Below are 26,818 nucleotides of genomic sequence, written 5' to 3' on the forward strand. Positions count from 1 at the left end.
ATGGGGACCGCGCACGACCGGCTGTCGGTGCACAACGTCACGTTCTACGGCGACTCGCTCGCCGACCTGCGGGCGCACTGGGCGGCCCTCGGCGTCTCCAGGCTGAGCATCCTGGACGCTCAACTGCTCGATCCCGAGTTCCCAAAGCTCCTGCAGCGTAACGACTACACCGTCGAAGCGGTATGCCACCTTTTCGCGGACGGCCGGCTGTCCACCGACGTGAACGCCGCCCGGGACGCGCTGTCGCGGGTGATCGACGCCGCGGCCGAGGTGGGCGCGCGCACCGTCTACCTGCTCACGGGCGGGCGTGAAACCCTGACCTGGGAGCGCGCCGCCGGCCGGTTCCGCGATATGGTCAGCCCCTGCGTGGAGCGGGCCGCGCGATCGGGCGTGGCGCTGGCGATCGAGAACGCCTCCAGCCTCTACGCCGACATGCACCTCGCCCACACCCTGCGCGACACGGTAACCCTCGCCGAGATGTGCGGGCTGGACGTCTGCATCGACGTGTTCCACTGCTGGGCCGAAGGCGATTTCGAGCCGATGGTGCAGCGCGCCCTGCCGCGGACGGCACTCATCCAGTTAAGCGACTACGTCCTGGGCGACCGGGCACTCCCCGGCCGGGCGGTCCCCGGGGACGGCACCATCCCGATCGAACCGTTCGTCGCGCAGGCGCTCGCCGGCGGCTACGCGCACGGCTTCGATCTGGAGCTCATTGGTCCTAGAATCGACGCCGAAGGCCGCCTCGAATCCGCCCGGCGCGCGTGTGACGTCGTCGGGGCGATGCTGACCAGACTGGGTGCGTGACAATGGCTTTCGGTGACGGCGCCGACGACGCGGAGCTGCGATCGGCGTGGCATGAATTCTGTGCACGGCTGCGGGACGCGGGCGAGCAGGTCTTCAAGGAGGCAAACGTCGCCTCGGGCGCGCAGCGCGTCGACGCCTTCCGCTTTCTCACCCAAAACCTGGGGCAGGCCTTCGATCTGGCGCTCGAGACCCGCGACACACGCTACCCGGCGCTGCACACCTTCTGCGGGCCAACCCGCAAGCTCGGCGGGGACTGCGCCGACTTCACGTATCAGCAGGCGTGGATCGACGGTCGGTCGGCGTACCGGCTGACCGGTCATCGGGGCACGTCCCGATTCTTCAACGTAACCGTCCAGGGTGCGCGCAACCCAGGCCCGGGCGTGCTGCACGAACCGTTCGGCGACACACCGCAGGCCAACCTGCTCGGACACCAGCTCCACGTCGACGACGACGGGAGGTTCGAGGTTTTCATCGGTGGCCCCGAACGCGCGCCCAACTGGCTGCCCACCGACGCCGAATCGCGCAAGCTGTTCATCCGCCAGGGCTTCGACCGGTGGGACGAGATCCCCGCGCGGATGCGGATCGAGCGGATCGACATGGCCTCGCCCAAGCCGCTGCCCACCCCGCACGGCATGGTCGAGGCGATGCATTGGGCCGGCGACTTCGTCACCGGCCTGATGTCGGACTGGCCCGAGTTTCCGTTCGCCCACGGGGGCGTCGACGCCACCCACCCCAACACCTTTCCCGGCGTCGGCGCGACCGACGCCGACAGCAAGCGGGGCCGCGCCGCCGCCAACATGTATTGGGAACTGCGCCCCGACGAGGCGCTCATCGTGGAATTCGACGCACACGACGGGCTGTGGATGTTCACCAACATGGGTGTCTTCTTCAACAGCATGGACTACCTCTACCGCCCGGTGAGCTACACGCCGAGCCGCGCAAGAACCGATGGCGACGGCCGGGTGCGGCTGGTCATGGCGCACCGAGATCCAAACGTGCACAACTGGCTCGACACCCAGGGCTTCGCCCGCGGAAACCTGACCTACCGCCACATGCTCGAGGGCGAGCCCGCCGCGCTGGAGACCAGGGTCGTCAAGCACGACGACCTATTCGACGAGCTGCCCACGGACACGGCGATGGTGAGCCCGGAAGAACGCAGCGCGGCGATGTGGGAACGATTCCGCGGCATCCGTCGTCGATACGTCCTCTAGTGTCAAAGATCGTGACCGAGATGTCTGAGGATGAACTGGCCGGCCTATCGGAGTTCTCGCTGTTATCGGAGAACGCCGAGCAGGCCGGGATCGCGGGCCCGCTGCCGGACGTCGAGCGCGTGGAGCGGGGTGCGGCGGAGACCAGGATCAGCGCGCTGCGCTGGGGCCGCACTCCCCCGCGGATCGTGTTCTTCCACGGCGGTGGGCAAAACGCCCACACCTGGGACACCGTGATCGTGGGCCTGGGTGAACCCGCGCTGGCCGTCGACCTGCCCGGCCACGGGCATTCGGCGTGGCGGGAAGACGGCGACTATTCCCCACATCACAACGCGGACGCCCTGGCGCCGGCGCTGCGCGAGCTGGCGCCGAACGCCGACCTCGTCGTGGGCATGTCGCTGGGCGGGTTGACCGCCATCCGGCTGGCCGCCGTGGCCCCCGAGCTGGTGCGTGAGCTCGTCCTCATCGACGTCACCCCGTCGGCGCTGCAGCGCCATTCCGAGCTGACCAAAGAACAGCAGGGCACGGTGGCGCTGATGCACGGCGAGCGCGAGTTTCCCAGCTTCCAGGCCATGCTGGATCTGACCATCGCCGCCGCCCCCCACCGCGAGGTAAAGGCACTGCGCCGCGGCGTCGTGCACAATTCCCGCCGGCTGGACAACGGCAACTGGACGTGGCGCTACGACGCCATCCGCAAGTTCCCGGATTTCGCCGGCCTGTGGGACGACGTCAACGGGTTGGCCGCGCCGATCACGCTGATCCGCGGCGGCTCGTCCGGCTTCGTCACCGACGGGGACGCCGAAGAACTTGCCAGGCGTGCAAACGATTTCCGCGCCGCGCACGTCGTCGAGAACTCGGGGCATTCCGTGCAGAGCGACCAACCCCTCGCGCTGATCGATCTGCTGCGCGGGGTGCTCGACGCGCGCTGATCCATCGTGACCGACCACGATCGCCGTGCCAGGCGGGCCGGGCGGCCGCGTGACACCTCGATCGACGAGCGGGTGCTGGCGGTGACGCGCGGGTTGCTGGTCGAGGTCGGCTGGGACGCTTTGAGCATGCGGCTCGTCGCCGCGCGGACCGGGGTCGGACGAGCCAGCCTGAACCGCCGCTGGTCGTCGAAGGCGGAGCTGGTGTTGCACGCGATCCTCGGTGAAACGCCCGACCTGGCACCGTTTTCCGGCACCGACCTGACCGGCTGGACCGAGTGGGTGGTGCGGGGCAGCCACGAACTGTTCAGCAGACCCGACGTGCGAGCCGCGGTGCCTGGCCTGCTGCTGGCCCTGCGCGAAAACGACGGCCTGCGAAGGGATTTGTGGGCGCGGTTCAGCGGCCCCGCCGTGCAGCTCTTCGCCGAGGACGTGCGCGCGACGACGTCCGTGGCACGACGGCGCGCCGACGTGGAGGCCCGGGCCGCGCTGGCGATGGCCGCGGGTGCCGCATTGTTCGTCACGACCGTCGCCGTCGAGGACGACTCGGAGCAGCTACGAGACCGGATCGCGCAGCTGCTGACGACGGCCGTCGCCGCGTCCCATCCGCACTGACTCGGCGATCGCGGCTTTCGGGCACCGCCAGGCGGCCATTCGGAGGTCGCGCAACGTGGCGCTGTCGTCTGTCGGTGTGGCGGCGGTGAGCAGCAGGGCCGCCTCGTAGCTGAGCCCGTCGCCGAGCGGAACGTATCGGCCCGCGACGTCGGCGACGCGGCCACCGGCCCGCAACAGCTTTGGGGATAGGGGGACCCGCCGTATCCTCCGCCCCAGGCCGTGCTCGAGCGCGTCGATCATCTCGCCGAAGGTGAGCAGTTCTCCGCCGCACACGTAGCGGCGCGGGCCCCGGCCGGCCTCCATGAGGCGAGCGTGAACGTCGGCGACGTCGCGGACGTCGACCATCTGCATGCCCCCGCGCACGCTGGGTGCCAGCGCCCAACGAACGATCGGGGCCCACCCCCGCTCGGTGACACCCGCCGCGGTGCCGAACGCCGGCCCCACGACGCTGGACGGATACGTCACGACGACGGGCGCGCCGTCGGCCTGCAGGCGCCGGGCGACGCGATCCGCGTAGCCCTTGGTCTTGGCGTACGCGCTGCGGCCGGACGCCGTCGGGGAGTCGGGCGAAATGATCCCGTTCGGCGGCGGGAACAGCGCGCTGTAGCTGCTCACCAAGATGATCGGGTCGAGACCAAGGCTCACCGCCCGGGTCAGGATCGCCTCCGTTGCAAAGGCATTCACGTCCCACATCGCCCTCGCCCGGCGTTCATCCGTGCCGACCACGCCGGCCGCGTGCACCAACGCGTCGGCGCCGGCAAGGAGCTCCTCGACGGTTGTCGGGGCGCGCACGTCGCCGATGACCACGGTCACCGGGCCCAGCGGGCGCAACCGGTCCAGCAGCCCGCCCCCGCCGGCCGCGGGATCGTTCGGAGCCACCAGCAGCCGCACGCGGTGTCCCGCGTCCAGCAACGCCCGCACCGTGTGCGCGCCCAGGTAGCCCGTTCCGCCCGTTACCGCGATCTGCACTGTCGCCTCCCGTGCTGCGATATTCCGATGCCAATGGTATCGATACAGGCCCTTGCGCCCCGCCCGGCTGGGTCACCCACGCTGAACTCACGGGGCTTACGGTGGTCCAATGACACCCCCCGTTCGTATCGGCGTCCAGCTGCAGCCGCAGCACGCCCCGCAGTACGGCCAGATCCGCGACGCCGTTCGCCGCTGTGAGGACATCGGCGTCGACATCGCATTCAACTGGGACCACTTCTTCCCGCTCTATGGCGACCCCGACGGCGCGCATTTCGAGTGCTGGACCATGCTCGGGGCGTGGGCCGAGCAGACGTCGCGCATCGAGATCGGTGCGCTGGTGACGTGCAATTCCTACCGCAACCCGGAGCTCTTGGCCGACATGGCCCGCACCGTCGACCACATCTCCGGCGGCCGGCTCGTCCTGGGCATCGGGTCGGGTTGGAAATACAAGGATTACGACGAGTACGGCTACGAATTCGGCACCGTCGGCAGCCGCCTCGACGACTTGGCGGCCGCGATGCCGCGCATCAAGGCGCGGCTGGCCACGCTGAACCCGCCGCCGACCCGCGACATCCCCGTCCTGATCGGAGGTGGCGGCGAACGCAAGACCCTGCGGCTGGTGGCCGAATACGCCGACATCTGGCACAGCTTCACCTCCGCCGACGAGTACCCGGCGAAGTCGGCCGTCCTGGAGCGGCACTGCGGCGACGTCGGCCGCGACCCCGCCGGCATCGAATGCTCGGCCGCGGTCGACGGGGACGTGGCGGGCGGCGGCTTGCTCGCCAGTGCCGAAAGGCTCGTGGGCCTCGGCGTCGGGATGTTGACCGTCGGTTGCGACGGCCCGGACTACGACCTGTCCCGCGCCGAAGCGCTGTGCAAGTGGCGCGATAGCCGCTGACCCCGCCGATAAAACGTTGCCTCACGTTTTGCCCGCGATTCGTCGGCCAAACATGACGACGCGCGCACCAACTCGTGAGAAACTCTCAGCGCCGGATTTGCCCTAGGTTTGAAAGGCACTCAAGAAACGGATGCCAAAGAAATACGGGGTCAAAGAAAAGGACCAGGTTGTTTCGCACATCCTCAACCTGGTGCTCACGGGGAAATTGCGCAGCGGCGATCGTGTGGACCGCAATGAGATCGCGGTGAGCCTCGGGGTCAGCCGCGTCCCGATCCAGGAGGCGCTGGTCCAGCTCGAACACGACGGGATCGTGTCCACCCGCTATCACCGGGGCGCGTTTATCGAGCGGTTCGACGAGGACACCGTCCTCGAACACCACGAGGTCGACGGCCTGCTCAACGGCATCGCCTCGGCGCGCGCGGCGACCAACCCCACGCCGCGGATCCTGGGACAGCTCGATGCGCTCATGCGATCGTTGCGCTCGGCGAAGGAAACCAGGGCCTTCTCGGAGATCGCCGGGGAGTATCGGCGCACGATCAACGACGAGTACGCCGGACCGCGGTTGCATGCGACGATTCGCGCCTCGCAAAACCTCATCCCCCGGGCGTTCTGGACGACCTACCAGGGCAGCCGCGAAGACATCCTGCCGTTCTACGAGGACGAGACCAGCGCGATCCACCGGCGTGATCCCGAGGCCGCGCGGACCGCATGCGTCGGCCGGTCCCACCTCATGGCACAGACCATGCTGACCGAACTGTTTCGGCGCCGAGTGTTCACCGCGCCGAACGACATCGGCCAGGTGGTCGCCGGCCCTCTTCGGGTAGTCACCGACGCGGATGCGACCCGCGAGGAGCCGTCGGTCGCGCTGTGACCTCGCGCTAGCGGGGCGGGGCCGCCGACCGGTCGATACGGTGGCGGTGATGAGTCTGCACGTGGGCCGGCACGCCAAGCGCCGCGGGCGGCTGCTGGCGCTGACCGCGGCCGCGCTCGTGGCGTGCGCCGTCGCGTCCGCGACGGTGGCCGCGCCGGCGCGCGCCGACCGGAACCAATGCGCGCCTGCGGGATTGGACAGCGCCTACGCGTTGCCGAGCGACCTCACCGCAGATTCCGGCATCGGCCAGGACGACCGGCACACAACGCCCACCGTCGAGCCGCTCAGCGCGATCGACGCCGGCGCCCTGGGGCTGGGCACGCCGGGCGTCTTGACCGTCGGCACGCTGTCCGACGCCCCGCCCAACGTCTGCATCAACCCGACCGGCAAGTTCAGCGGATTCGACAACCAGTTGTTGCGCGCCATCGCCGACAAGCTGGGCCTGCAGGTCCGCTTCGTCGGCACCGACTTCTCCGGGCTGCTCGCCCAGGTGGCGTCGCGGCGCTTCGACGTCGGCTCGGCGTCGGTGAAGGCCACCGACGCGCGGCGGCACACCGTCGCGTTCACGAACGGCTACGACTTCGGCTACTACGCGCTCGTCGTGCCCCCCGGCTCGGCGATCCACAACTTCCGCGACCTGGCCGCCGGCCAGCGCATCGGCGTGGTCCAGGGCACCGTGGAGGAGTCGTACGTCGTCGAGGAGCTGCACCTGCAACCCGTCAAATACCCCGACTTCGCCACCGTGTACGCCAGCCTCAAGACCCGCCAGATCGACGCGTGGGTGGCCCCCGCGGGTCAGGCGGCCAACGCCATGCGACCCGGTGACCCGGCCGTGGTCGTCGCGAACACCTTCAGCCGCGGCGATTTCGTGGCCTATGCCGTCGCGCAGGACAACCAGCCCCTTGTCGACGCGCTGAACGCCGGCCTCGATGCCGTCATCGCCGACGGCACCTGGGCGAACCTGTACTCCCAGTGGGTGCCGCGGTCCCTGCCGCCGGGATGGAAGCCGGGTTCGCGGGCGGCCCCCGCCCCGACGCTGCCGGACTTCGCCAAGATCGCGGCGAGCCACCACCGCAAGCCGGTCGGCCCCGCCGCGCCGAGGTCGACGCTGGCGCAGCTGCGCGACTCCTTCTTCGACTGGGACATGTACCGGCAGGCCATCCCCACGCTGTTCCGCACCGGGTTGCCCAACACGCTGATCTTGACCGGCAGCGCCTCGCTGATCGGCCTGGCGCTGGGCATGGTGCTGGCCATCGCCGGAATTTCACATTCGCGTTGGCTGCGCTGGCCGGCTCGGGTGTATACCGACGTCTTCCGCGGCCTTCCCGAGGTGGTGATCATCCTCATCATCGGCCTGGGCGTGGGACCGTTGGTCGGCGGCCTGACGAACGGCAACCCCTACCCGCTGGGCATCGCCGCATTGGGACTGATGGCCGCCGCCTACATCGGCGAGATACTCCGCTCGGGAATCCAGAGCGTCGACGGCGGACAGCTGGAGGCGTCCCGCGCGCTGGGGTTCAGCTATCCGCAAGCGATGCGTCTGGTGGTGGTGCCCCAAGGCGTCCGCCGGGTGTTGCCCGCACTGGTCAACCAGTTCATCGCGCTGTTGAAGGCCTCTGCGCTGGTGTACTTCCTGGGGCTGATCGCCCAGCAGCGGGAGCTGTTTCAGGTGGGCCGAGACCTCAACGCCCAGACGGGCAACCTGTCGCCGCTGGTTGCCGCCGGCGTCTTCTACCTCATGCTGACCATTCCGTTGACCCACTTGGTGAACTACATCGACGCACGGCTGCGCCGCGGCCGAGCGGCGGTTGAGCCCGAACAGGACCTCGACGCGCTCGGCACGACGTTCGGCCAGGAGATGACGTGAGCGCCGCAGTCACTGAACGTCTCTCAGTCTCGTTGGAAGCCAAGGCGATTCATCAGACCCTCGGCGGGACGGCGGTGCTGCGCGGCATCGACCTGGAGGTCCCGGCGGGCAGCACGACGGCCGTGGTCGGACCATCGGGCTCGGGCAAGTCGACGCTGCTGCGCACCCTGAACCGGTTACACGAGCCCGACAGCGGCGACATCCTGCTCGACGGCCGGTCGGTGTTGCGCGACGATCCCGACCGGCTTCGCCAACGCATCGGCATGGTGTTCCAGCACTTCAATCTGTTCCCCCATCGGAGCGTGCTGGACAACGTCGCGCTGGCGCCGCGCAAGCTGCGGCGGCTCTCGGCCGAGGCGGCCAGGGAACTCGCCCTGACCCAGCTGGACCGAGTTGGTTTGAAGCACAAGGCCGGTGCCCGTCCCGGCACCCTGTCCGGCGGCCAACAGCAGCGCGTCGCGATCGCGCGCGCACTGGCCATGGCACCGCAGGTGATGTTCTTCGACGAGGCCACCTCGGCGCTGGATCCCGAAATGGTGAAGGGCATCCTGCAACTGATCGCCGACCTCGGCGCCGACGGCATGACGATGATCGTCGTGACGCACGAAATGGGCTTTGCCCGGTCGGCATCCGACACCGTCGTCTTCATGGACCACGGCAAGGTCGTGGAATCCGGGCCTCCGCAGCAGATATTCGAGGCCGCCCGAACCGAGCGGCTCCAGCGGTTCCTGTCCCAGGTGCTCTGAACGGTTCTTAACTTAGTCCGGGGGTTGGTGCCGGATAGCTCCTTGTTCGCCACGCATATCGGGTTAGACTGCCGACTTATGGCGGATAGCGAATCCACCGCGCCGGAGGTAACCGAGCTTGCGGAAGGTTTGCACCGCGCGCTGTCCAAACTGTTTTCGATTCTGCGCCGCGGCGACCCCAGCGGCGTGGTGGCCGGCGAGCTAACCCTGGCCCAGCTGTCGATCCTGGTCACCCTGCTCGATCAGGGCCCCATCCGGATGACCGACCTGGCCGCGCACGAACGGGTGCGGACCCCGACCACGACCGTGGCGATCCGCCGGCTGGAAAAGATCGGGCTGGTTAAACGCTCGCGCGACCCGTCGGACCTGCGGGCGGTGCTGGTCGACATCACCCCGCGCGGACGGGCCGTGCACGCCGAGTCGCTGGCCAACCGGCACGCGGCGCTCGCCGCGATGCTCAGTCAGCTCCCCACGTCCGACCTGGACACGCTGACGAAGGCGTTGGCACCGCTGCAACGCCTGGCCTGCGGCGAATCGGGCCCGGCCGGCGAGCCCGACGCACGCAAGCAGGCGTGAAAGTACTTGACTCTCAAGGAATCTGGCGGCTCCGGTAGGCTGTAAGCATGCCCACCGCACTCATCACCGGAGCGAGCGGCGGTATCGGTTCCGCGATCGCTACAGCGTTGTCGGCGACCCATACCCTGCTGTTGGCGGGGAGGTCTTCCGATCGGCTCGACTCCGTCGCCCGACGGCTGGGCGCCACGACCTTCCCGCTCGACCTGACCAACCCCGACGAGATCGAGGCCGGCTGCGAGGTCGTGGACGAACTCGACGTGCTGGTGCACAACGCGGGGGTGTTCGTCCCCGGCCACGTCGCCGAGTCCGACATCGACGATTGGCGGGCCACCTTCGCGGTGAATGTGTTTGGGACAGTCGAACTTACGTTGGCCCTGTTGCCGGCGTTGCGCCGGGCCCACGGCCAGGTGGTGTTCATCAACTCCGGTTCGGGGCAAAAGGTTTCGTCGGGCATGGCCTCCTACTCGGCGAGCAAGTTCGCGCTGCGCGCCTTTGCGGACTCGCTGCGGCAGGACGAGCCGGATTTGCGGGTGACGACGATCTATCCCGGCCGCACCGACACCGCGATGCAACGCGAGCTCGTCGCCTTCGAAGGGGGCCAATACGACCCGGCGAACTTCCTGCGGCCGGAGACCGTCGCGGCGGCCGTCGCTAATGCGGTGGCCACGCCGCCGGACGGCCACGTGCACGAAGTGGTGCTTCGGCCGGGTCGGCGATGATCCGCGCGGGCCGCTAAACGACCAAGTTGACCAGCCGGCCGGGGACCACGATCACCTTGCGCGGGGTGGCGCCGGCCAGGAACGTTTGGACCTTTTCGTCGCCCAGGGCCGCGGATTTGAGCGCGTCTTCGTCGGCGTCGGCGGGCACCACCACGCGCCCACGCACCTTGCCGTTGACCTGCACGGGGTATTCCACGGAATCCTCGACGAGGTAGGCCGGGTCGGCCTGCGGGAAGGGCCCGTGGGCCAGAGAGGTCGTGTGGCCCAGCCGCGACCACAGCTCCTCGGCCAGGTGGGGGGCCAGCGGCGCCAGCATCAGCACCAGCGGCTCGACCGCCGCGCGAGGCACGGCGTCGCGGTGCGCCTTGGTCAGGTGGTTGGTGTACTCGATCAGCTTCGCCGCCGCGGTGTTATTGCGCAGCGCCGCGTAATCCTCGGCTACTCCCGCGATGGTGCGGTGCAGCGCCCTGAGGGTATCGCCGTCCAACCTTTGGTCGGCGGCGCCGTGTACCCGGGTTTCGCCGGTCTGCTCGTCGATCACCAACCGCCACACCCGCTGCAGGAAGCGGTGCGCGCCGACGACGTCCTTGGTGGCCCACGGCCGGGAAGCCTCCAGCGGGCCCATCGACATCTCGTACACCCGCAGCGTGTCCGCGCCGTACGCGTCGCAGATCTCGTCGGGGGATATCGAATTCTTCAGGCTCTTACCGATTTTCCCGAATTCCTGAAAGACCTCGATCTCGCCGTCAGGCCCCGGATAGAAAAAGCGGCCGTCACGCTCGACCACGTCCTCGGCCGGCACGTACGACCCCCGCGCATCGGTGTAGGCGAAGGCTTGGATGTAGCCCTGGTTAACCAGCCGGCGGTAGGGCTCGCGGGAACTGACGTGCCCCAGGTCGTAGAGCACCTTGTGCCAGAACCGGCAATACAGCAGGTGCAGCACCGCGTGTTCGGCGCCACCCACGTACAGGTCGACGCCGCCCGGATCGTCCGGGCCGTGCTCGGCCGGGCGGGGGCCCATCCAATAGGCCTCGTTTTCCTTGGCGCAGAACCGCTCCGCGTTGTGCGGATCGGCGTAGCGCAGTTCGTACCAGGAGCTGGCCGCCCACTGTGGCATCACGTTGGTGTCGCGGGTGTAGGGCCTCAGGCCGTCGCCGAGATCCAGCTCGACGTGCACCCAGTCGGTCGCCTTGGCCAGCGGGGGCGACGGTTCGCTGTCGGCGTCGTCGGGGTCGAACAACACCGGCGAGTAGTCCGGCACGTCGGGCAGCTCGACGGGCAGTGCGGCCTCGTCGAGCGCGTGCGGGCGCCCGTCGCCGTCGTAGACGATCGGGAACGGCTCGCCCCAGTAGCGCTGCCGGGCGAAAAGCCAGTCGCGCAGCTTGAATTCGACGCGCGCGCTCCCCCGGCCCTCGGCCTGTAGCCGGTCGGTGATCGTTTTCTTGGCCGTGGCCACGTCCAGGCCGTCGAGGTAGCCGGAGTTGACCAACACGCCGTCACCGGTGTGCGCGGCCTGCGAAATATCGCCGCCGGCAATGACTTCCAGGATCGGCAGGCCGAACTCGTGGGCGAAGTCCCAGTCGCGCTGATCGTGGCCCGGGACCGCCATGATCGCGCCGGTACCGTAGCCGGCCAGGACGTAGTCGGCGATGAAGATCGGCACGGGCTCTCCGTTGGCAGGGTTGGTGGCGTAGCTGCCCAGGAAAACGCCCGTCTTCTCTTTGCTCTCCTGGCGTTCGAGGTCCGACTTCGCGCTGATGGCGCGGCGATAGGCCGCGACCGCCTCGGCCGGGCCGGCGGAGCCGTACGTCCAACGGGAGTCGGTGCCGCCGGGCCACTGCGGGGCGACCAGGTCGTCGACCAGGTCGTGCTCGGGGGCCAGCACCAGGTAGGTGGAGCCGAACAGCGTGTCTGGTCGGGTGGTGAACACCTCTATATCAACGGCGGTGCCATCGGTTTTGATCGCGGAGAACAGCGCCTGCGCACCGGTCGAGCGACCAATCCAGTTGCGCTGCATCGTCTTTACCTTTTCAGGCCAATCCAGCACGTCGAGGTCGTCCAGCAGCCGGTCGGCATACGCGGTGATGCGCATCATCCACTGCCGCAGCCGTTTGCGAAACACCGGAAAATTGCCCCGGTCGCTGCGCCCGTCGGCGGTCACCTCTTCGTTGGCCAGCACGGTGCCCAGGCCAGGGCACCAGTTCACCAGCGAGTCGGCCCGGTAGACCAGCCGGTGGGCGTCGATCACGTCGGCCCGCTCCCCCGCCGACAGCGTGGCCCAGTCTCGGCCGTCATCGAGACGGCGCGCGCCGGAGTCGAACTCGGCGATCAGCGCGGCGATCGGGCGCGCCTTGTTGGCGGCGGGGTCGAACCAGGCATTGTAGATCTGCAGGAAGATCCACTGCGTCCACCTGTAGAACTCGACATCGGTGGTCGAAAAGCTGCGCCGGCTGTCGAGGCCCAAGCCCAGCCGGCCCAGCTGGCGCCGGAAATTGACGATGTTGGCCTCGGTCCGGGTGCGCGGGTGCGTGCCGGTCTGCACGGCGTACTGTTCGGCGGGCAGGCCAAAGGAGTCAAAGCCCAACGCGTGCAAGACATTACGTCCGGTCATCCGGAAGTAGCGCGAGTACACGTCGGTGGCGATGTAGCCAAGTGGGTGGCCGACGTGCAGCCCGTCGCCCGACGGATAGGGGAACATGTCCTGCACGAACAACTTGTCTTCGGGCAGCGGGGCCCCGTCAGCCGGGGCCAGGTCACCGACCGGGTTGGCCACGTTGAACGTCCCGAGCCGCGCCCAGTTCTCCTGCCACGCTCCTTCGATGGCGCCCGCCAGCACCGCGGTGTAGCGGTGCGGCGGCGCATCGGCGTCGGGCTGGGGCGCACCGGGGCTGCTCCCAGCCGCGGCGGTCGGGGATTGGTTCACCCAAACAGGGTATAAGGGCCTCCCCGCCGGGCCCGTCGGCCACGGGTTGGTCTCGGTTCCGTTGCACACCGATCAGAGCTTCATCCCAGCTCGGTGTCGAGCCTGTCCACCCGTTTGACCTCTGGTTACAGTCAGCCTCTAAGACGGGCGCGCACGCCCGTGGGATTGGGAAGGATCGACGCAGATGATTCAGATCGCCCGTACGTTGCGGGTATTCGCGGGAGGCCTGGCCGCCGGCGCGATCGGTGTCACGGCGTTCGCGGGCGCCACCGCTTCGGCCGATCCAGTGCTTCCGGCACCGCCGCCCGCCCCCGCGGTTCCGGCCACCGCGCCGCAGAACGTCGTCGCGGCCCCCGGACAACTCCCCGCGAACAGGGGGCTCGCCGCTCCCCCGGCCGCGAACCCGTTCGTGGCGCCGAACACCGCCGCCGCGCCCGCCGGCCCCGCGCCCAGTGCCGTCGCGCCGGCCCCCGCCGCCGCGCCCGCCGTTACCGGCACCGTGCGTGACTACCTGCAGTCCAAGGGCGTCAAGCTCGAGGCGCAGAAGCCCCAGGGATTCAAGGCGCTGGACATCACGCTGCCCGTGCCCCCGCGCTGGACGCAGGTGCCCGATCCCAACGTGCCCGACGCGTTCGCGGTGATCGCCGACCGGCACGGAACCAGCATCTACACCTCGAACGCGCAGGTAGTCGTGTACAAGCTGGTCGGTGACTTCGATCCGAAAGAGGCGATCACCCACGGCTTCGTCGACAGCCAGCAGCTGCCCGCCTGGCAGACCACGAACGCTGCGATCGCCGACTTCGGCGGGTTTCCCTCGTCGGTCATCGAGGGCACCTACCGCGACGGCGACATGATGCTCAACACGTCGCACCGCCACGTCATCGCGACGTCCGGGCACGACAAGTACCTGGTGTCGCTGGCGGTGACCACCGACCGTTCGGTGGCCGTCGCGGATGCGCCGGCCACGGATGCGATCGTCAACGGCTTCCGGGTTACCGTCCCCGCGGCCACCGCACCCTCCCCCAGTACGTCGCCGGTCGGAATTCCGGCCCAGAACGTCCCCGCGTCGCCGGCCGTTGCCCCCGCCCAGACGGCCCCGGTCGCCCCAGTCGCGGTGCCCGCGCAGCCGGTCCCCGCAGCGCCCGCCGGGCTGCCCGCACAGACGGTGCCGGCCGCGCCGGTCGGGCTTCCCGCGCAGCCGGTCGCGCCGAACCAGGTGGCCCCCCGGCCCGTGCCCAACCTGTTGACGATGGTGCCCGGCCTGCCGCCGCTGCCGAACTTCGCCTTCCTCCAAGGGCGCTGACCGCCGACGCCGGCGTCCTGGAGCCGCGCGCGCGGGCCGACGAGCCGCCTCGTATTGTGAGGCGATGCTGATCGCGGGTGTGGTGTGCATGGTTGCGGCGGTGGCCTCCGCCGGGTTCGGAAGCTGGTCGCTGTCCCAACACCGGGCCGCCGACAGCGCCGCCACCACCCAGGTGGCGCTGCATGCGATGGCACCGACCCAGCTGGCCGCCGCGGTGATGTTGGCCGCCGGAGGCGTGGTGGCCCTTGCCGCCGACGCCGACACCGCCCTGGTCGTGCTGATCGTCTGTGTCGCCGGCGCCCTGGGGACGCTCGCCACGGGTTCGTGGCAAAGCGCGCGCTTTGCGATCCGCCGGGAGGCGGCGGCACCCGGGTGCGCCGGCAGTTGCGCGGTCTGCACACAGTCCTGCCACTGATCCGATGGTGGCGACGCGCCGCCGCGCCGTCGGGCCGACCGGCGGGGGAGGGGCCTAATTTCGGCTGATGTCGATGGGGTGTGTCGCCAGCAGTGAAAGCGGTAGCGGCTGCCGACGCAGCACCTGCCCCCACAGATCGGCCCTTGGCCCGACCAGAACATCGGATGGCAACGCGGACAAGACAATCCAGTCGTCGCGTTCGATCTCGCCCTCGAGCTGCCCGATGGTCCAACCGGAGTATCCGGCGAAGATCCGCACCCCTTCGACCAGTGGGGCGATCAGTTCGGGCTCGGCGTCCAGGTCGACCATCACGATCCGGCCGTCCACGTGCCGCAGGCCCGGCACGCCCTGTGGATCGGCGCCGACCCGCAAGGCCGCAAGGCAAAGGGCCGCGTCGCGCTTTACCGGCCCACCGATGAACATGGTTTTGGGTTTGGCCGCCACCTTGGCCCACTGCGGCAACACGTTGTACACGGCGGTCTCGCTGGACCGGTTGAGCACGACACCCAATGTGCCGCCGTCGTTGTGCTCGACGATGTAGATAACGCTGCGCCGAAACGTCGGTTCGAGGAGATCGGTGTTGGCGAGCAGCAACGTGCCCGCGCGCACCCGCTGCGCGGCGGGTGCGACATAGTCCTCGGGGTCTTCGGGTGGCGGCACGACACCATCATCGCACCATCGCCTCGTCGGCCGGGTCAATCGAGCGTGGCGCGCACATATTTGTACTGTTGGTGCAGCGGCGCCGACCGCGGCGATCGTGCCCCACCCCAATCGTGGAAGTCGGTCCTGTGATCCCAGCCCGGATGCAGTCACGCGCACCGGCCTACTTGTGGCGGTCGGTGCGCGGCCTGCCGGATTTCTGGCGATTGCTGCAGGTGCGCATGGCGAGTCAATTCGGCGACGGACTTTTCCAGGCGGGGCTGGCCGGTGCGCTGCTGTTCAACCCGGATCGCGCCGCCGACCCGCTGGCCATCGCGCGCGCCTTCGCGGTGCTGTTCTTGCCCTACTCCCTGCTGGGGCCGTTCGCCGGCGCGTTGATGGACCGCTGGGATCGGCGGCTGGTGCTCGTCGGCGCCAACGCCGCCCGCCTGGTCCTCATCGCCGGCATCGGTACCATCCTGGCCCTGCGCGTCGGCGATCTCCCGCTACTGGTCGCGGCGCTGGTCGCCAACGGCCTGGCGCGGTTTGTCGCCTCGGGCCTGTCGGCGTCCCTGCCGCACGTGGTGCCGCGTGAGCAGGTGGTGACAATGAACTCGGTGGCCACCGCCTGCGGCGCGGCGGCGGCCTTCGTCGGCGCCAATTTCATGCTGGTGCCGCGCATCCTCGTCGGCGCCGGCGACAGGGGTGCCTCGGCGATCATTTTCCTGACCGCGATACCGGTCGCGCTCGCGTTGCTTTTGGCGCTGCGCTTCGCCTCGCGCGCGTTGGGCCCGGACGACACCAAGCTCGCCATCCACGGGTCGGCCGTCTACGCGGTGATCACCGGCTGGCTGCACGGCGCGCGCACCGTTGCCCAGAGCCCGACGGTCGCGGCCACCCTGTCCGGGCTGGCCGCACATCGCATGGTGGTCGGGGTCAACTCGCTGGTGATGCTGGTCCTCGTTCACCACCTGCCCGAGTCCGGCGGGGGAGGGCTCGGTATCGCGTTGGTGTTCTTCGCCGTTTCGGGTCTCGGCGCCTTCCTGGCCAACCTGCTGACACCGTCGGCGGTCCGCCGCTGGGGGCGCTACGCCGCCGCAAACGGCGCACTGGTGGCTGCCGCGATCGTCCAGATCCCGGGCGCCGGGCTGCGGATTCCGGTCATGGTCGTGTGTGGCTTCCTGCTTGGGGTGGCCGGCCAAATGGTCAAGCTCTGCGCCGACTCGGCGATGCAGATGGACGTCGATGACGCGCTGCGCGGACACGTTTTCGCGGTCCAGGACGCGCTGTTCTGGGTCGCGTTCATCGCCTCGATCACGGTGGCCGCGACCCTGATTCCCGACGACGGACGCGCGCCGGTCTTCGTGCTGTTCGGGTCGGTGCTGTACCTGGTCGGGCTGGCGGTCCACGCCGTTCTCGGCCGCCGCGGCCAGCAGGCGAACGATCGCTAAGGTGCACATGTGACGAGCACCGCCGAGCCGATGATCGCCGACCTGCGCGCCGAAAGCGACGAGCTCGACGCGTTGGTGGCGCCGCTTCCGGCGGAGCGCTGGGCGGAGCGCACTCCTGCGCCCGGTTGGACCATCGCCCACCAGATCGGACACCTGCTGTGGACCGACCGGGTGGCGCTGACCGCCGTCACCGACGAGGCGGGCTTCGCCGCGGCGCTGCAGGCCGCGCAGGCCGATCCCACCGGATTCGTCGACGCGGGCGCCGAGGCGCTGTCCGCGCTGGCCCCGGCCGACCTGCTCGCCGACTGGCGGGCCACCCGCGCGCGGCTGCACGACGCCCTGCTGGACGTGCCCGACGGCCGCAAGCTCCCGTGGTTCGGGCCGCCGATGAGCGCGGCCTCGATGGCGACGGCGCGGCTGATGGAGACCTGGGCGCATGGTCTTGACGTCGCCGACACCCTCGGCGTCCGACGACCCGCGACGGCGCGGCTGCGGTCGATCGCGCACATCGGGGTGCGCACCCGCGACTACGCCTTCGTCGTCAACGGCCTGACCCCGCCGGCCGAACCGTTTCTGGTCGAGTTGCGCGGACCCGACGGCGACACCTGGTCGTGGGGGCCGCGGGATGCCGCCCAGCGGGTCACGGGCTCCGCCGAGGATTTCTGCTTCCTGGTGACGCAGCGCCGCCCGCTGGCGGCCCTGGACGTCACCGCCCACGGGCCCGACGCCGAGCGGTGGCTGCACATCGCGCAGGCCTTCGCGGGCCCGCCCGGCCCCGGGCGATGAACGCGCAGCGCGAAGAGAGCCGGGGCCATCAACACCGGCCGGGCGATGAGCGCGCAGCGCGAAGAGAGCCGGGTTTAGGGGCCGTCCGTCGGCGCGTTGAATTTCTGAAACCAGGCGAAGTGGTAGTTCGCCGCTACCGCATCCCCGGTGACGGCTCCCTCCGTGGCGGCCAGCAGCAGGCAGTTGAGAAACAGGCCGGGATCGATGTTCGGGTGCTGGATCAACAGTTGATAGCGCGCGGTATCGAGATGCACTCGCAGCAAGTCGATTTCCTCTTGCGCGACGCCGGTCCCGGCGGCGGCGGCCCGGGCCAATGTGTGCACCATGCGCGGCAGTCCGTCCCGCCAATGCGTGGCCTGGCTCAGTTCCCATCCGATGTCGTCGACCGCGGCCACCTCGCGGGGCTGCGCCGAGGCCGCCGTCTCGGCGAAGTCATCCAGCCGGCCCAGGGCGTCCCCGGGCGCGTAGGTGACGATGCGCATGTTCTCGCCCACCAGCGCGGACACCTTGCCGGTGCGTCGCTCCGGTTCCAACAACCGCACGCCCTCCGGGACCGCGATGTCCGGCGGCACCCATCCATGGGCGAAATCCGTGACCAATACGGTGGTGCCGTCTGGGCGGTCGCCAACCGCCCAGTTCAGGCGTGGCTCCTGATGGACCACGAATGCGAGGAGGCGCCGCAGCCGCTGGTCGTCGGATTCGCCGGCATTCGGGGGAGTGGGTTCGACCGGCGGAGTCGGCGCGACCGGCGGGGCCGGTTCTACCGGGGCTGAGGGAGCGTCGTCGATGGCTCCCGGGGGTTCAAGAGCGGCGTCGGCAGGCGCGTCGGCGGGGGTCTCCACGTCGGTGACGGCGGGGATGATTTGGGTCTTGTCGAGATCGGCTCCGTTGGGGTTCTGGACGTCATGTGGGACGTCAGGTTCGGCGCGCAGGCGGGCCTTTACCTCGTGCAGTTGGCGCATCGTCGAGTCGACGCGTCGCTGGGCACGCGCGCGAGCCTCTTCGATGACCCTGCCTTCCTCTGCCTTCCGGACGGAATCGGCCATCCCCGACAGCCGGATCGTCCTGAGCTCGTCGTTGGCGCGTCGGGTGATTCGCTGCAGAGAGGCCTTCAGATACTCTGCGAGAGCGGCTGTTTCGGGCGTCGTCGTGGACAGCTCGGCGGGCCACAGCCCACCGGTCACCCAGGGGCCGCAGTCGACGGGAGAGCTGAAAGCGGGAATCGCCAGGGATTCCCGGGCAGCTCTTCGGAGGCGCTGTCGCGCCGATATCCGACCGAAGATCGCCACTGGCTAAGCCTACCTGCATCCATCGGGTCGTCTATTCAGTCGGTGAATTGTGCAGCTGCGAGCACCTGGGTAGCGTGGGGGCATGGCCGAATCTGCGCTGCAGCAGCAACTCGACGAAGTGCGTGCCCTGCTGGCGCGCGCGCGAGAGTTGTTCGGCCCCAACCCCATCGAACCGCCCACCGACATCGCACCGGATCCTGAAAGCGCGAAGACGTGGTTGTTGTAGGCGGCGTGGTCAGCGTGCCTTGCCGCGGCGGCGCAGTTTGTGCGCCAGCAGCCTCTCGATCGCCACGTCAAGATCGTGCGGGCTGGGAACCTCCGCCGAGGGGGTATGGCCGGCCGCGACGATCTCGTTGCGCACCTCCAGTAACGCTTTGAGGCAGGACACGTCGGCGGTCAACAGGATGCCCTGCGCCAGCGCCTCGGCGTCGGTGTCCATCGCCTCTTCGCTCAGCGCGACGCTGTGCATGTAACCGCCGCGGCAGGAGCGGACAAGGATGTGCCCGCTCGGGTGGACGGTGTCAAAGGCGGGATTGGCGTCCGTCATCGACCGCCGTCAACGATGCCGCCGAAATCTCGTGCCGCGTCTTGTTCGTGCTGTTCCCACATTGCCGCCGACGCGACGAGGTTCTCGGCCATGTCGGCGTGGTCCTCGGCTTGCTGCTCGTAGCACTGGCGGCGCAGCTCGAGCAGTTCGCGTCCGGCGTCGCGCAGTTCGCTGAAGACCGGTCCGAGCGAGTCGAGGCTTTCCTGGATCGCCGCATGCGACGACGTAACGGTGCGCAGGTACTCCGAGGTCTCCTGGTGATGCGCGGCGGCTTCGCGCAACTGCGCGGGCACCACACGGATCGGATCTGCCATGCTCTCCTCCTCATGCGCCGCCGGGCACGGCCGGCGAGATCACTGTCTCAGGTGGTGGTCGACGTGCCCGCCGGCCCCGTGGGTGTCGGTGTGTGCGGCTTAGCCGGTGCGGTCGCGGGTGCGGACGCCGCCGGTGGATGCTCCCAGCCTAGAAAGCTCGGGCCGCTCACGGTGGCGATGCGTTGAATCTGGCCGTCGAGAAGCGCTTTTTCGTGGCCGAGTGCGAGTGCGTGACGATCGGTGAAGATGCCGATATCGCCGGGGAGAGCCTGCTGCGGGTCGACGGGGTTGGCAACCGCGGTTCCCGGTGGGGGGACGGTGATTCCCTGCTGACGGAACGCGTCGGCGATCGGCGTCCCGCCGACCGCGGCTTTGATCACCGCCGCCAGCTGAGGGCTGGCCGCGGTCACGGTGTCTCCGTCGGGCAGGGTCACCGCGGTAGGGCCCGGCGGCGCTTCGGGTTGGTCCGCCGCGATGTCCTCGTCGCAAGCCTTCCCGTCGTCGCCGTCCTGGTCGTCCGGGTGATCGTCGATGCCGGGGTCGTGGGATTCGGGCAGGCCCTCGTCGTCGACGTCGCGCGCCGCCGGCGCGATGCGATCCGTCAGGTCGGGGAGCGGCAGGCCACCCGGCCCACCCAGGCCCGGCATCGAAGCTCCGCCGAAGCTGGGGATTGGTGGCATGGCCTGCGGCACCGGGGCTGTCGCGCCCGCGGCAGGAGCCGGGGCTCCGACATCCTCGGCGGGCAAGCCGGGGTCGTCGGCGAACATCGGGTCCAGCAGCGGGTCGTCTTCGGGATCGTCGATCGCCGCCAGGTCCGTGTCGTCGGGGGGCGCGGCATCGGCGGCGGGCAGGTGGTCGTCGGGGGGATTCTTGGAGGCGTCGTAGAGCGACGTCCATGCGGCCATCAGGGCCGATTTCGACGTGTCGTCCAGGCTCGCGTTGACGACTACCGCGCGGATGTCCTTGAGCTTGCCGATCAGGAACCGCTGGAAATCGCGCGCGCCTGCCGGGGTGTCCAGATCCGATCGCGTCAGGACGGCCGTTTCGATTTCCCGCTGCAACCCGGTCAGGGCCCCCTGACCCTCGACGGCCTTGAGGTGTGCGTTGAGGATGGCCGCAATCACCTGCATGTCGAGCTGCGAACTCGCCGAGTTTTGGTGTGCCAGAGCCGCTTCGGCACCTGCCATGGCCTCGGCGGCCGCTCCCTGGCCGGGTTGCCCCGACGGCGTGCCGGCGGGCGTTACCGCGCCGAAGACGTCCGGGTGCTGCTGGCGGATCGTGCGCACGATCGTGTCGAGCCGGCGCGCAGGGGTGCCGGGGGTGATCGCCGCGACCACCTCGTCCGGCGTCAAACCCGCCTGCCACGCGTTCGGATCGCCGGTGCGGTCGCGCACGCGCTGGATCGTGGTGATCAGCTCGTCCTGCGTCGACATCGCTGTCGCGGCCCCTCCATGCCGGGCGACAGTACGTAGGCACGTTCGTGGCCACAACTCACCCCGAGGCGGCTGTGAGCGAACGAGCCGGCGTGCCTTCGGGCTAGCCCGAAGGCACGGCGTACTGCGCCCGGAGGCCATCCAGCACAACCCTTTTCGCGCGACCGAGTTCGCGGGCATCGGAAATCACCGTTGCGATCTCGCGTTGCTTGTCCAGCAGGAACCTGTGCAATTCGCGTGCGCCCAAGGGTGTGTCCGCGGCAAGGCCCGCGCGTTGGGTGGCCACTCGGTCGATCTCCTCGGCGATCGCGTCGAGCCGCGTGATGCTCTCCAGTGTCGCGGCGTGCGCGCTGGCGAGCACCTCGCTTAGCACGCGGTCGGCGTCGGCGACGGTGGTGTGTTGGCCGGCCAGCGCCGACTGCCGCGCCTGGATGGCGCCGATGGAGAGTCCGGCATGTTCCGACATCGGTTCAACCTCTTCTTGTCATAGCGGCCGGCGGATTGCGATGTTGCTGCCAAGCCGGCTGATTCGCACCGACGCACCCGAATAGGGCGCCTCGACGACCAGGTTGTTGCCGATGGCCATCTGCACGTGTCCGGCGTGCGGAAAGACGAGATCGCCAGGCCGGACTTGCGAACGGGGCACCGGGGTCCCGTCGTTGATCTGTTGATAGGTGGTGCGGCCCAGGTGGATACCGGCCTTCGCGTAGGACCACTGGACCAGACCGGAACAGTCGAATTCGTTGGGCCCGGTGGCTCCCCACACGTAGGGCCGCCCCAGCCGGGACAACGCGGCGCGCACCGCGATCCCGGCGCGGCCACCCGGCAACCCCAGGCGGCGATGGTGCGCTATTCGGTAGCGCAGCGCCCGCAGGGCGGCCGAGTGGCGCCGCGCCCTCAGGTGGGCGGACAGAACGTGCGCCCGTTGCGCGCGCAGTCGGGCGATCCGACGGCGCATCGCCTCGCGCTGGGCAAGCGGCGTCGTCGCCGTCACCCCTGCGTCGGCGCGCGCCTCCTCGACGACCGACTTAGTCCGCTCACCGGCCTCGTCCCGATCCCGGCGGGCGGCGGCGATGATGCTGGTGGCGTCGGCGTCCGTACCGGCCGCCGACAGCAAGACGCGCCGCCCATGATCGGCCGCGAGCCGGTAATCACCCCGCGCCCCACCGTGGTTCACGTCGGCGGCGCGCCGCAGCAGCGCGTCGTACTGTGCCGCGCCGGCATCGAGCGTCGGCCGCCCGGCGCTGCCGGAAAACAGACGGTGGGCGCGGCTCAGCACCTCGATTTCGCCGTCGCTCACTGCGCCCCCTCCCGGCCGTCCTGGTCGGGGGAGTCCGCGCTCGTCGACTCGACGGCCTCGGCGAACGCCCGAACGCGGGGGAGCGCTCCCGGCGGGATGGCCCCTCGGTTGCGGATGTCCCACATTTCGTCGATGCCGACACCGACCAGCGCCGCGATGACGGCTTCCGGCAACGACGACTGCGCGCACGCGCGGTCGAACCGGGCGCCCAGGCTTGCGGGCATCCGCTCCAAAAGGGCCGTGCGCGTTGCCTCCAGCGCCTCCAAGTGCTCCATCAGCCGGCCCGTCGAGTCAGCCCCGGCGTTCACGGCCACCCGCCAGGAGCTGGCGGCCAGCATCTCCGCCTTCACGCACTGAGCGATCACAGACAGAATATACGTCTCATATTCGTTTGATGTCGTCGCAGGCAGCCGATCGATGACGGATTTGAGGGCGTCGAGCTGAGCTTCGGCGTAGCCTTCCAGCACTTCGGTGTCACTGTGACGGCCGACGATCACGGCGCCACTGGGCCTCCCGGCGCCCGCGTCAACCGGTTGCGCGGCGATCAGCCGGGCCAGCTCGGCGTCGGGATCGGCGGCCACCAGCAGCCGCGAGTAGGTACCCGGCGGCAGACCCAGCCCGTTCTCAACCTTCTGAACTGTGCTTTTATGCGGCTTACGGGCGCCGCGCTCCAGAAAGCTCAGACCCATGACGCTGACGCCGGTCGCGGCGGCGAGGTCTGCCAGCGACCAATCACGTGACTCGCGCAACGCGCGGATGGCCGCGCCGGCCGATTCACGGCTCACCGCACACTCCGGCCATAGGCCGGATATTACACAGGCGCACGTCGCATCCAGGGGATATACGTTTTTGTCACATTTCTCTTGCGTTGAGTCGGTATCTGTGTATACGCTTTTGCCTACGTTTCACCGCGGACAAGGAGACCGACATGGGACACCCCTGCGCAGCCAACCCGGAACTGTGGTTCGGCTATCCCGACGACGACGGCGGTGACGGCGCGGCGAAGGCGCGCGCCTACGAGCGGTCGGCCACCGAGGCGCGGATTCAATGCCTGCGCCGGTGCCCGCTCGCACAGCAGCGCCGCTGCGCCCAGCACGCCATCGCGCACCACGAGGAGTACGGCGTCTGGGCCGGCGTCAAACTTCCCGGCGGCCAGTACCGCAAGCGCGAACAGCTCGCCCGGGCCCACGAGGTCTTGCGCCGGATCGCCGCCGGCGAGATCAACTCGCGGCAGCTGCCCGAAAACGCGAGCCTGCTGGCGCGCCACGAGCATGAGGCGGCGCCCGCCCCCGCCGTGGTGCTGCACCTGCCGATCGCGCAAGTGGGGCCGCGCTCTGCGGCCTGAGCTCCGCTCCAGGCAGTTTGTTGCCCCAGCCAACGGGGTAGACGGGCTTGGCACGACCGAGTCCGTCGACCCGAAGGCGGGAAGCATGACGTTCGACCTGACCCCGACGGCAGCACAGCACGACCTGGCCCGGCGAACGCACGAGTTCGCCGACGAAGTGATCCGCCCCGTGGCGCTCCATTACGACCAACGGCAGGAATTCCCGTGGCCGGTGCTCGAGGAGGCCGCCCAACGGGGCTTCTACAGCCCGCTATTCTATCGCGATCTGATCGGCGACCCGACGGGCCTCTCGTTGCCGATGTTCATGGAGGAGCTGTTCTGGGGCTGCGCCGGCATCGGTTTGGCGATCGTCATGCCGGCGTTGGCCTTGTCGGCGATCGGGCAGGCCGCATCACCCGAACAGATGCTTGAGTGGGCACCCGAATGTTTCGGCACACCAGGCGATCTCAAACTCGCGGCGCTTGCCATCTCGGAACCCGAAGGCGGCAGCGACGTCCGCAACCTGCGCACCCGCGCGCGACGCGACGGTGACGACTGGATCATCGACGGCCACAAGATGTGGATCGGCAACGGCGGCATCGCCAACGTGCATGTGGTCAACGCGGTCGTCGACGAGGAGCTCGGCCACCGGGGTCAGGCGCTGTTCGTGGTTCCCGGCGGAACGCCCGGCCTGAAACTGGTGCGAAAGCTCGACAAGCTGGGTTGCCGGGCCTCCCACACCGCGGAGTTGCTCTTCGAGGGCGTGCGCGTTCCGGGCGCCAATTTGCTTGGCGGCGAAGAAAAGCTCGAACACAAACTCGCCAAGGCCCGCGAGGTGGTGGCCGGCGGGAAACGTTCGGGCTCGGCCACGTTGGGCACCTTCGAACAAACCCGACCGATGGTGGCCGCCCAGGCGATCGGGATCGCCCGTGCGGCACTGGAATACGCCACGTGGTATGCCACACAGCGCGAGGCCTTCGGCGGACCCATCATCGACAACCAGGGCATCGCCTTTCCGCTGGCCGAACTGGCCACCCAGATCGACGCGGCCCGGTTGCTGACCTGGCGCGCGTCCTGGATGGCGGCCAACAACGTGCCGTTCGAACGCGGCGAGGGCTCGATGTCGAAGATGGCCGCCAGCGAGGTGGCGGTCAAAGCCACCGAACGCGCCATCCAGACCATGGGCGGCTGGGGCTACATCACCGATCACCCGGTGGAGAAGTGGTATCGAGATGCCAAGCTGTACACCATTTTCGAGGGCACCAGCGAGATCCAGCGCATGGTCATCTCCAATGCGCTGGGCGCGGCGGTCGGCACCCCGCCACTGCACGTGGTGCTCGAGCCGTCCGGGGGACCGCTGAACCGGGTGTTCGGCCGCGGCACCCCGCTGCGCTCCCGCGTCGCAGACACCGCGCTGTCGATGCAGGACCGCGTCCCCGAACCGGTTATGCGGCTGGCCATGAAGGTGCTCCGCCCGCCGGGCCGGTGAGGTCCCGGCAAGGCGTAGCGTCGGGCGGGTGAGCAACCTCGAGGCCGCGCCGGTCGAGGTCGCTTGCCGCGCGTCAGGGGCCGCGGGGGTCGAGGTTTTACATCCGCGCGAGGTTCCGCTGGGCGGCCCGCGGGCGATCCGGGTGCAGCGCACGCTCCCGCAGCGCCGGCGCTCGCTGGTCGGCGCGTGGTGTTTCGTCGACCACTACGGCCCCGTGCGCGCACGCATGGACGTGGCGCCCCATCCCCACACCGGATTGCAAACCGTGAGTTGGTTGTTCAGCGGGGGAGTAGAGCACCGCGACAGCGCCGGGGTGCACGCCGTGATCCGGCCCGGCGAGCTGAATCTCATGACCGCGGGCGCGGGCATCTGCCACTCCGAGGTGTCGGTGGGGTCGAACGACCTCCTGCACGGGGTCCAGCTGTGGGTGGCGTTACCGGATTCCGCCCGCGACACCGGCCGCGACTTCGCCCATTACGCGCCCCGGCCGACATTGCTTCCGGGCGCCTCGGTGCGCGTTTTTATCGGGGAGATGTGCGGCAGCCGTTCGCCGGTGCACACGTTCACCCCGCTGATCGGCGCGCAGATCGACCTGGAGCCGAACGCCGGCGTGGACATCGCCGTCGACGCGGCCTTCGAGCACGGGCTGCTCTGCGACGTGGGGCCCGTCGCGATGGGCGGGACTAGCCTGGCGGTCGGTGACCTCGGCTACCAGGGCCCGGGCGAGTCGGCGCTGCACTTGCGCAACCTCGATGACCGTCCGGCGAGGGTGCTGCTGGTGGGCGGGACCCCGTTCGACGAAGAGCTGGTGATGTGGTGGAACTTCGTCGGGCGCAGTCACGACGACATCGCCGGCTACCGCCGGCTGTGGGAGGACGCCGACGACCGCTTCGGCGCCGTCACCGGGTACCGGGGTCCGGTCACGCGGCTGCCGGCCCCACCGCTGCCGACCACCCGGCTGCTGCCCCGCGCGACACCGCAACGAAAGGACACGCGAAATGACAACCGATAAGACCGGCGCCGAGGCCGTCGTCACCAAGGAGGAGAGTCGGTACACCATCGCCGTCGACGGCACGCCCGTCGGCCTCGCCGACTTCGCTGACCGCGACAACCAGCGCGTCTTCTACCACACCGAAATCGACCCCGCATACGGCGGACGCGGCCTGGCGACCATCCTCGTCGAGGAAGCCCTCAACGGGGCGCGTGGCGACGGCAAGCGCGTCGTCCCCGTCTGCTCGATGGTGGTCACGGTGCTCAAGAAGCATCCCGAGTTCGACGACATCACCGATCCCGTCACGCCCGACGTCCAACGCTGGCTGCGGGGCTAGCTGTACTCAGCTAGGACGTTGGTGACACTCTGGTGATCGGGGGTTTGCCTCCGATGGCTGAGTGGCGTCGTTGATTGT

At 69.4% G+C, this 26,818-nt stretch carries 29 protein-coding genes; 19 read left to right on the forward strand and 10 right to left on the reverse strand.

The window, feature by feature from the left end:
• Genes BST11_RS02560 through BST11_RS02575 form a run of 4 tightly spaced genes read left to right on the forward strand, consistent with a single transcriptional unit; the run spans position 1 to position 3,553 of the window.
• Positions 1-804, forward strand: coding sequence for a sugar phosphate isomerase/epimerase family protein (locus BST11_RS02560; RefSeq protein WP_083136434.1), 804 nt, complete (start codon positions 1-3; stop codon positions 802-804).
• Between the two features lie 2 nt (positions 805-806).
• A complete protein-coding gene (locus BST11_RS02565; RefSeq protein ID WP_083136435.1) occupies positions 807-2,015 on the forward strand; it encodes a DUF1214 domain-containing protein in 1,209 nt (402 codons plus the stop codon).
• A 20-nt stretch (positions 2,016-2,035) separates the two neighbouring features.
• Positions 2,036-2,941 (forward strand): alpha/beta fold hydrolase, encoded by a 906-nt coding sequence (locus BST11_RS02570; protein WP_142276165.1) that lies wholly within the window; start codon positions 2,036-2,038, stop codon positions 2,939-2,941.
• Between the two features lie 6 nt (positions 2,942-2,947).
• Positions 2,948-3,553, forward strand: a complete 606-nt coding sequence (locus BST11_RS02575) for a TetR/AcrR family transcriptional regulator (RefSeq protein WP_083136436.1) — start codon at positions 2,948-2,950, stop codon at positions 3,551-3,553.
• Here the strand turns inward: BST11_RS02575 and BST11_RS02580 are convergent.
• Positions 3,494-4,522 (reverse strand): NAD-dependent epimerase/dehydratase family protein, encoded by a 1,029-nt coding sequence (locus BST11_RS02580; protein WP_083136437.1) that lies wholly within the window; start codon positions 4,520-4,522, stop codon positions 3,494-3,496. The genes BST11_RS02575 and BST11_RS02580 overlap by 60 nt on opposite strands.
• A 109-nt stretch (positions 4,523-4,631) precedes the next feature.
• On the opposite strand from BST11_RS02580, the gene BST11_RS02585 reads away from it, so the two are divergent.
• The 6 genes from BST11_RS02585 (at position 4,632) to BST11_RS02610 (ending at position 10,199) form a co-directional block, all read left to right on the forward strand.
• A complete protein-coding gene (locus BST11_RS02585; RefSeq protein ID WP_083136438.1) occupies positions 4,632-5,420 on the forward strand; it encodes an LLM class F420-dependent oxidoreductase in 789 nt (262 codons plus the stop codon).
• Between the two features lie 130 nt (positions 5,421-5,550).
• Positions 5,551-6,291 carry a GntR family transcriptional regulator gene (locus BST11_RS02590; RefSeq protein WP_083136439.1) on the forward strand — a complete coding sequence of 247 codons (741 nt, stop codon included), beginning with the start codon at positions 5,551-5,553 and terminating at the stop codon, positions 6,289-6,291.
• 49 nt (positions 6,292-6,340) lie between these two features.
• Positions 6,341-8,158, forward strand: coding sequence for an ABC transporter substrate-binding protein/permease (locus tag BST11_RS02595; protein ID WP_083136481.1), 1,818 nt, complete (start codon positions 6,341-6,343; stop codon positions 8,156-8,158).
• Entirely contained in the window at positions 8,155-8,904 is a 750-nt protein-coding gene (locus BST11_RS02600; RefSeq protein ID WP_083136440.1) for an amino acid ABC transporter ATP-binding protein, read from the forward strand. The genes BST11_RS02595 and BST11_RS02600 overlap by 4 nt, the downstream gene beginning before the upstream one ends.
• 78 nt (positions 8,905-8,982) lie before the next feature.
• Positions 8,983-9,480 carry a MarR family winged helix-turn-helix transcriptional regulator gene (locus BST11_RS02605; RefSeq protein WP_083136441.1) on the forward strand — a complete coding sequence of 166 codons (498 nt, stop codon included), beginning with the start codon at positions 8,983-8,985 and terminating at the stop codon, positions 9,478-9,480.
• Positions 9,481-9,527: 47 nt separating this feature from the next.
• Positions 9,528-10,199: an SDR family oxidoreductase gene (locus BST11_RS02610; RefSeq protein WP_083136442.1), complete on the forward strand. Its 672-nt coding sequence runs from the start codon at positions 9,528-9,530 to the stop codon at positions 10,197-10,199.
• 13 nt (positions 10,200-10,212) lie between these two features.
• On the opposite strand, the gene leuS is transcribed toward BST11_RS02610, so the two are convergent.
• The gene (leuS, locus tag BST11_RS02615) at positions 10,213-13,122 is read right to left on the reverse strand and encodes a leucine--tRNA ligase (RefSeq protein WP_083136443.1); all 2,910 of its coding nucleotides are present in this window, start codon (positions 13,120-13,122) and stop codon (positions 10,213-10,215) included.
• A gap of 184 nt (positions 13,123-13,306) precedes the next feature.
• On the opposite strand from leuS, the gene BST11_RS02620 reads away from it, so the two are divergent.
• Positions 13,307-14,425: an LpqN/LpqT family lipoprotein gene (locus tag BST11_RS02620; RefSeq protein ID WP_083136444.1), complete on the forward strand. Its 1,119-nt coding sequence runs from the start codon at positions 13,307-13,309 to the stop codon at positions 14,423-14,425.
• 64 nt (positions 14,426-14,489) lie between these two features.
• Positions 14,490-14,840, forward strand: a complete 351-nt coding sequence (locus BST11_RS02625) for a hypothetical protein (protein ID WP_083136445.1) — start codon at positions 14,490-14,492, stop codon at positions 14,838-14,840.
• A 54-nt stretch (positions 14,841-14,894) separates the two neighbouring features.
• On the opposite strand, the gene BST11_RS02630 is transcribed toward BST11_RS02625, so the two are convergent.
• Entirely contained in the window at positions 14,895-15,500 is a 606-nt protein-coding gene (locus BST11_RS02630; RefSeq protein ID WP_083136446.1) for a YqgE/AlgH family protein, read from the reverse strand.
• A 143-nt stretch (positions 15,501-15,643) separates the two neighbouring features.
• On the opposite strand from BST11_RS02630, the gene BST11_RS02635 reads away from it, so the two are divergent.
• Entirely contained in the window at positions 15,644-16,930 is a 1,287-nt protein-coding gene (locus BST11_RS02635) for an MFS transporter (protein ID WP_083136447.1), read from the forward strand.
• A 30-nt stretch (positions 16,931-16,960) separates the two neighbouring features.
• Complete coding sequence (locus BST11_RS02640) at positions 16,961-17,716, forward strand: TIGR03084 family metal-binding protein (protein WP_142276172.1); 756 nt, start codon at positions 16,961-16,963, stop codon at positions 17,714-17,716.
• Between the two features lie 74 nt (positions 17,717-17,790).
• Here the strand turns inward: BST11_RS02640 and BST11_RS02645 are convergent, their stop codons facing one another.
• On the reverse strand, positions 17,791-19,005 hold the full coding sequence (locus tag BST11_RS02645; RefSeq protein WP_083136449.1) for a DUF5631 domain-containing protein: 1,215 nt from the start codon (positions 19,003-19,005) through the stop codon (positions 17,791-17,793).
• An 82-nt stretch (positions 19,006-19,087) separates the two neighbouring features.
• Here BST11_RS02645 and BST11_RS27880 point away from each other — a divergent pair, with 82 nt between their 5' ends.
• Entirely contained in the window at positions 19,088-19,231 is a 144-nt protein-coding gene (locus BST11_RS27880; protein ID WP_169834865.1) for a hypothetical protein, read from the forward strand.
• A gap of 9 nt (positions 19,232-19,240) precedes the next feature.
• Here BST11_RS27880 and BST11_RS02650 read toward each other — a convergent pair whose 3' ends face one another.
• From BST11_RS02650 to BST11_RS02675, 6 genes are all read right to left on the reverse strand, one after another.
• Positions 19,241-19,552, reverse strand: a complete 312-nt coding sequence (locus BST11_RS02650; RefSeq protein ID WP_083136450.1) for a DUF2694 family protein — start codon at positions 19,550-19,552, stop codon at positions 19,241-19,243.
• Positions 19,549-19,866, reverse strand: coding sequence for an ESX-1 secretion-associated protein (locus tag BST11_RS02655; protein WP_083136451.1), 318 nt, complete (start codon positions 19,864-19,866; stop codon positions 19,549-19,551). Before BST11_RS02655 ends, BST11_RS02650 begins: the two co-directional genes overlap by 4 nt.
• A gap of 47 nt (positions 19,867-19,913) precedes the next feature.
• On the reverse strand, positions 19,914-21,299 hold the full coding sequence (locus BST11_RS02660) for a DUF4226 domain-containing protein (protein WP_083136452.1): 1,386 nt from the start codon (positions 21,297-21,299) through the stop codon (positions 19,914-19,916).
• 103 nt (positions 21,300-21,402) lie between these two features.
• On the reverse strand, positions 21,403-21,765 hold the full coding sequence (locus tag BST11_RS02665; RefSeq protein WP_083136453.1) for a DUF4226 domain-containing protein: 363 nt from the start codon (positions 21,763-21,765) through the stop codon (positions 21,403-21,405).
• 18 nt (positions 21,766-21,783) lie between these two features.
• Positions 21,784-22,599 carry a C40 family peptidase gene (locus BST11_RS02670; RefSeq protein WP_083136454.1) on the reverse strand — a complete coding sequence of 272 codons (816 nt, stop codon included), beginning with the start codon at positions 22,597-22,599 and terminating at the stop codon, positions 21,784-21,786.
• The gene (locus BST11_RS02675) at positions 22,596-23,384 is read right to left on the reverse strand and encodes a helix-turn-helix domain-containing protein (protein ID WP_083136455.1); all 789 of its coding nucleotides are present in this window, start codon (positions 23,382-23,384) and stop codon (positions 22,596-22,598) included. Before BST11_RS02675 ends, BST11_RS02670 begins: the two co-directional genes overlap by 4 nt.
• 143 nt (positions 23,385-23,527) lie before the next feature.
• Here BST11_RS02675 and BST11_RS02680 point away from each other — a divergent pair, with 143 nt between their 5' ends.
• The 4 genes from BST11_RS02680 (at position 23,528) to BST11_RS02695 (ending at position 26,740) form a co-directional block, all read left to right on the forward strand.
• The gene (locus BST11_RS02680) at positions 23,528-23,944 is read left to right on the forward strand and encodes a WhiB family transcriptional regulator (protein WP_068213841.1); all 417 of its coding nucleotides are present in this window, start codon (positions 23,528-23,530) and stop codon (positions 23,942-23,944) included.
• An 85-nt stretch (positions 23,945-24,029) separates the two neighbouring features.
• Positions 24,030-25,412 carry an acyl-CoA dehydrogenase family protein gene (locus BST11_RS02685; protein ID WP_083136456.1) on the forward strand — a complete coding sequence of 461 codons (1,383 nt, stop codon included), beginning with the start codon at positions 24,030-24,032 and terminating at the stop codon, positions 25,410-25,412.
• 28 nt (positions 25,413-25,440) lie between these two features.
• Positions 25,441-26,424 (forward strand): pirin family protein, encoded by a 984-nt coding sequence (locus BST11_RS02690; RefSeq protein ID WP_083136457.1) that lies wholly within the window; start codon positions 25,441-25,443, stop codon positions 26,422-26,424.
• Complete coding sequence (locus BST11_RS02695; protein WP_083136458.1) at positions 26,411-26,740, forward strand: GNAT family N-acetyltransferase; 330 nt, start codon at positions 26,411-26,413, stop codon at positions 26,738-26,740. Before BST11_RS02690 ends, BST11_RS02695 begins: the two co-directional genes overlap by 14 nt.
• The last annotated feature ends 78 nt before the right edge of the window (positions 26,741-26,818 follow it).

The sequence above is a fragment of the Mycobacterium alsense genome, from assembly GCF_002086635.1.
Taxonomy (GTDB): Bacteria; Actinomycetota; Actinomycetes; order Mycobacteriales; family Mycobacteriaceae; genus Mycobacterium; species Mycobacterium alsense.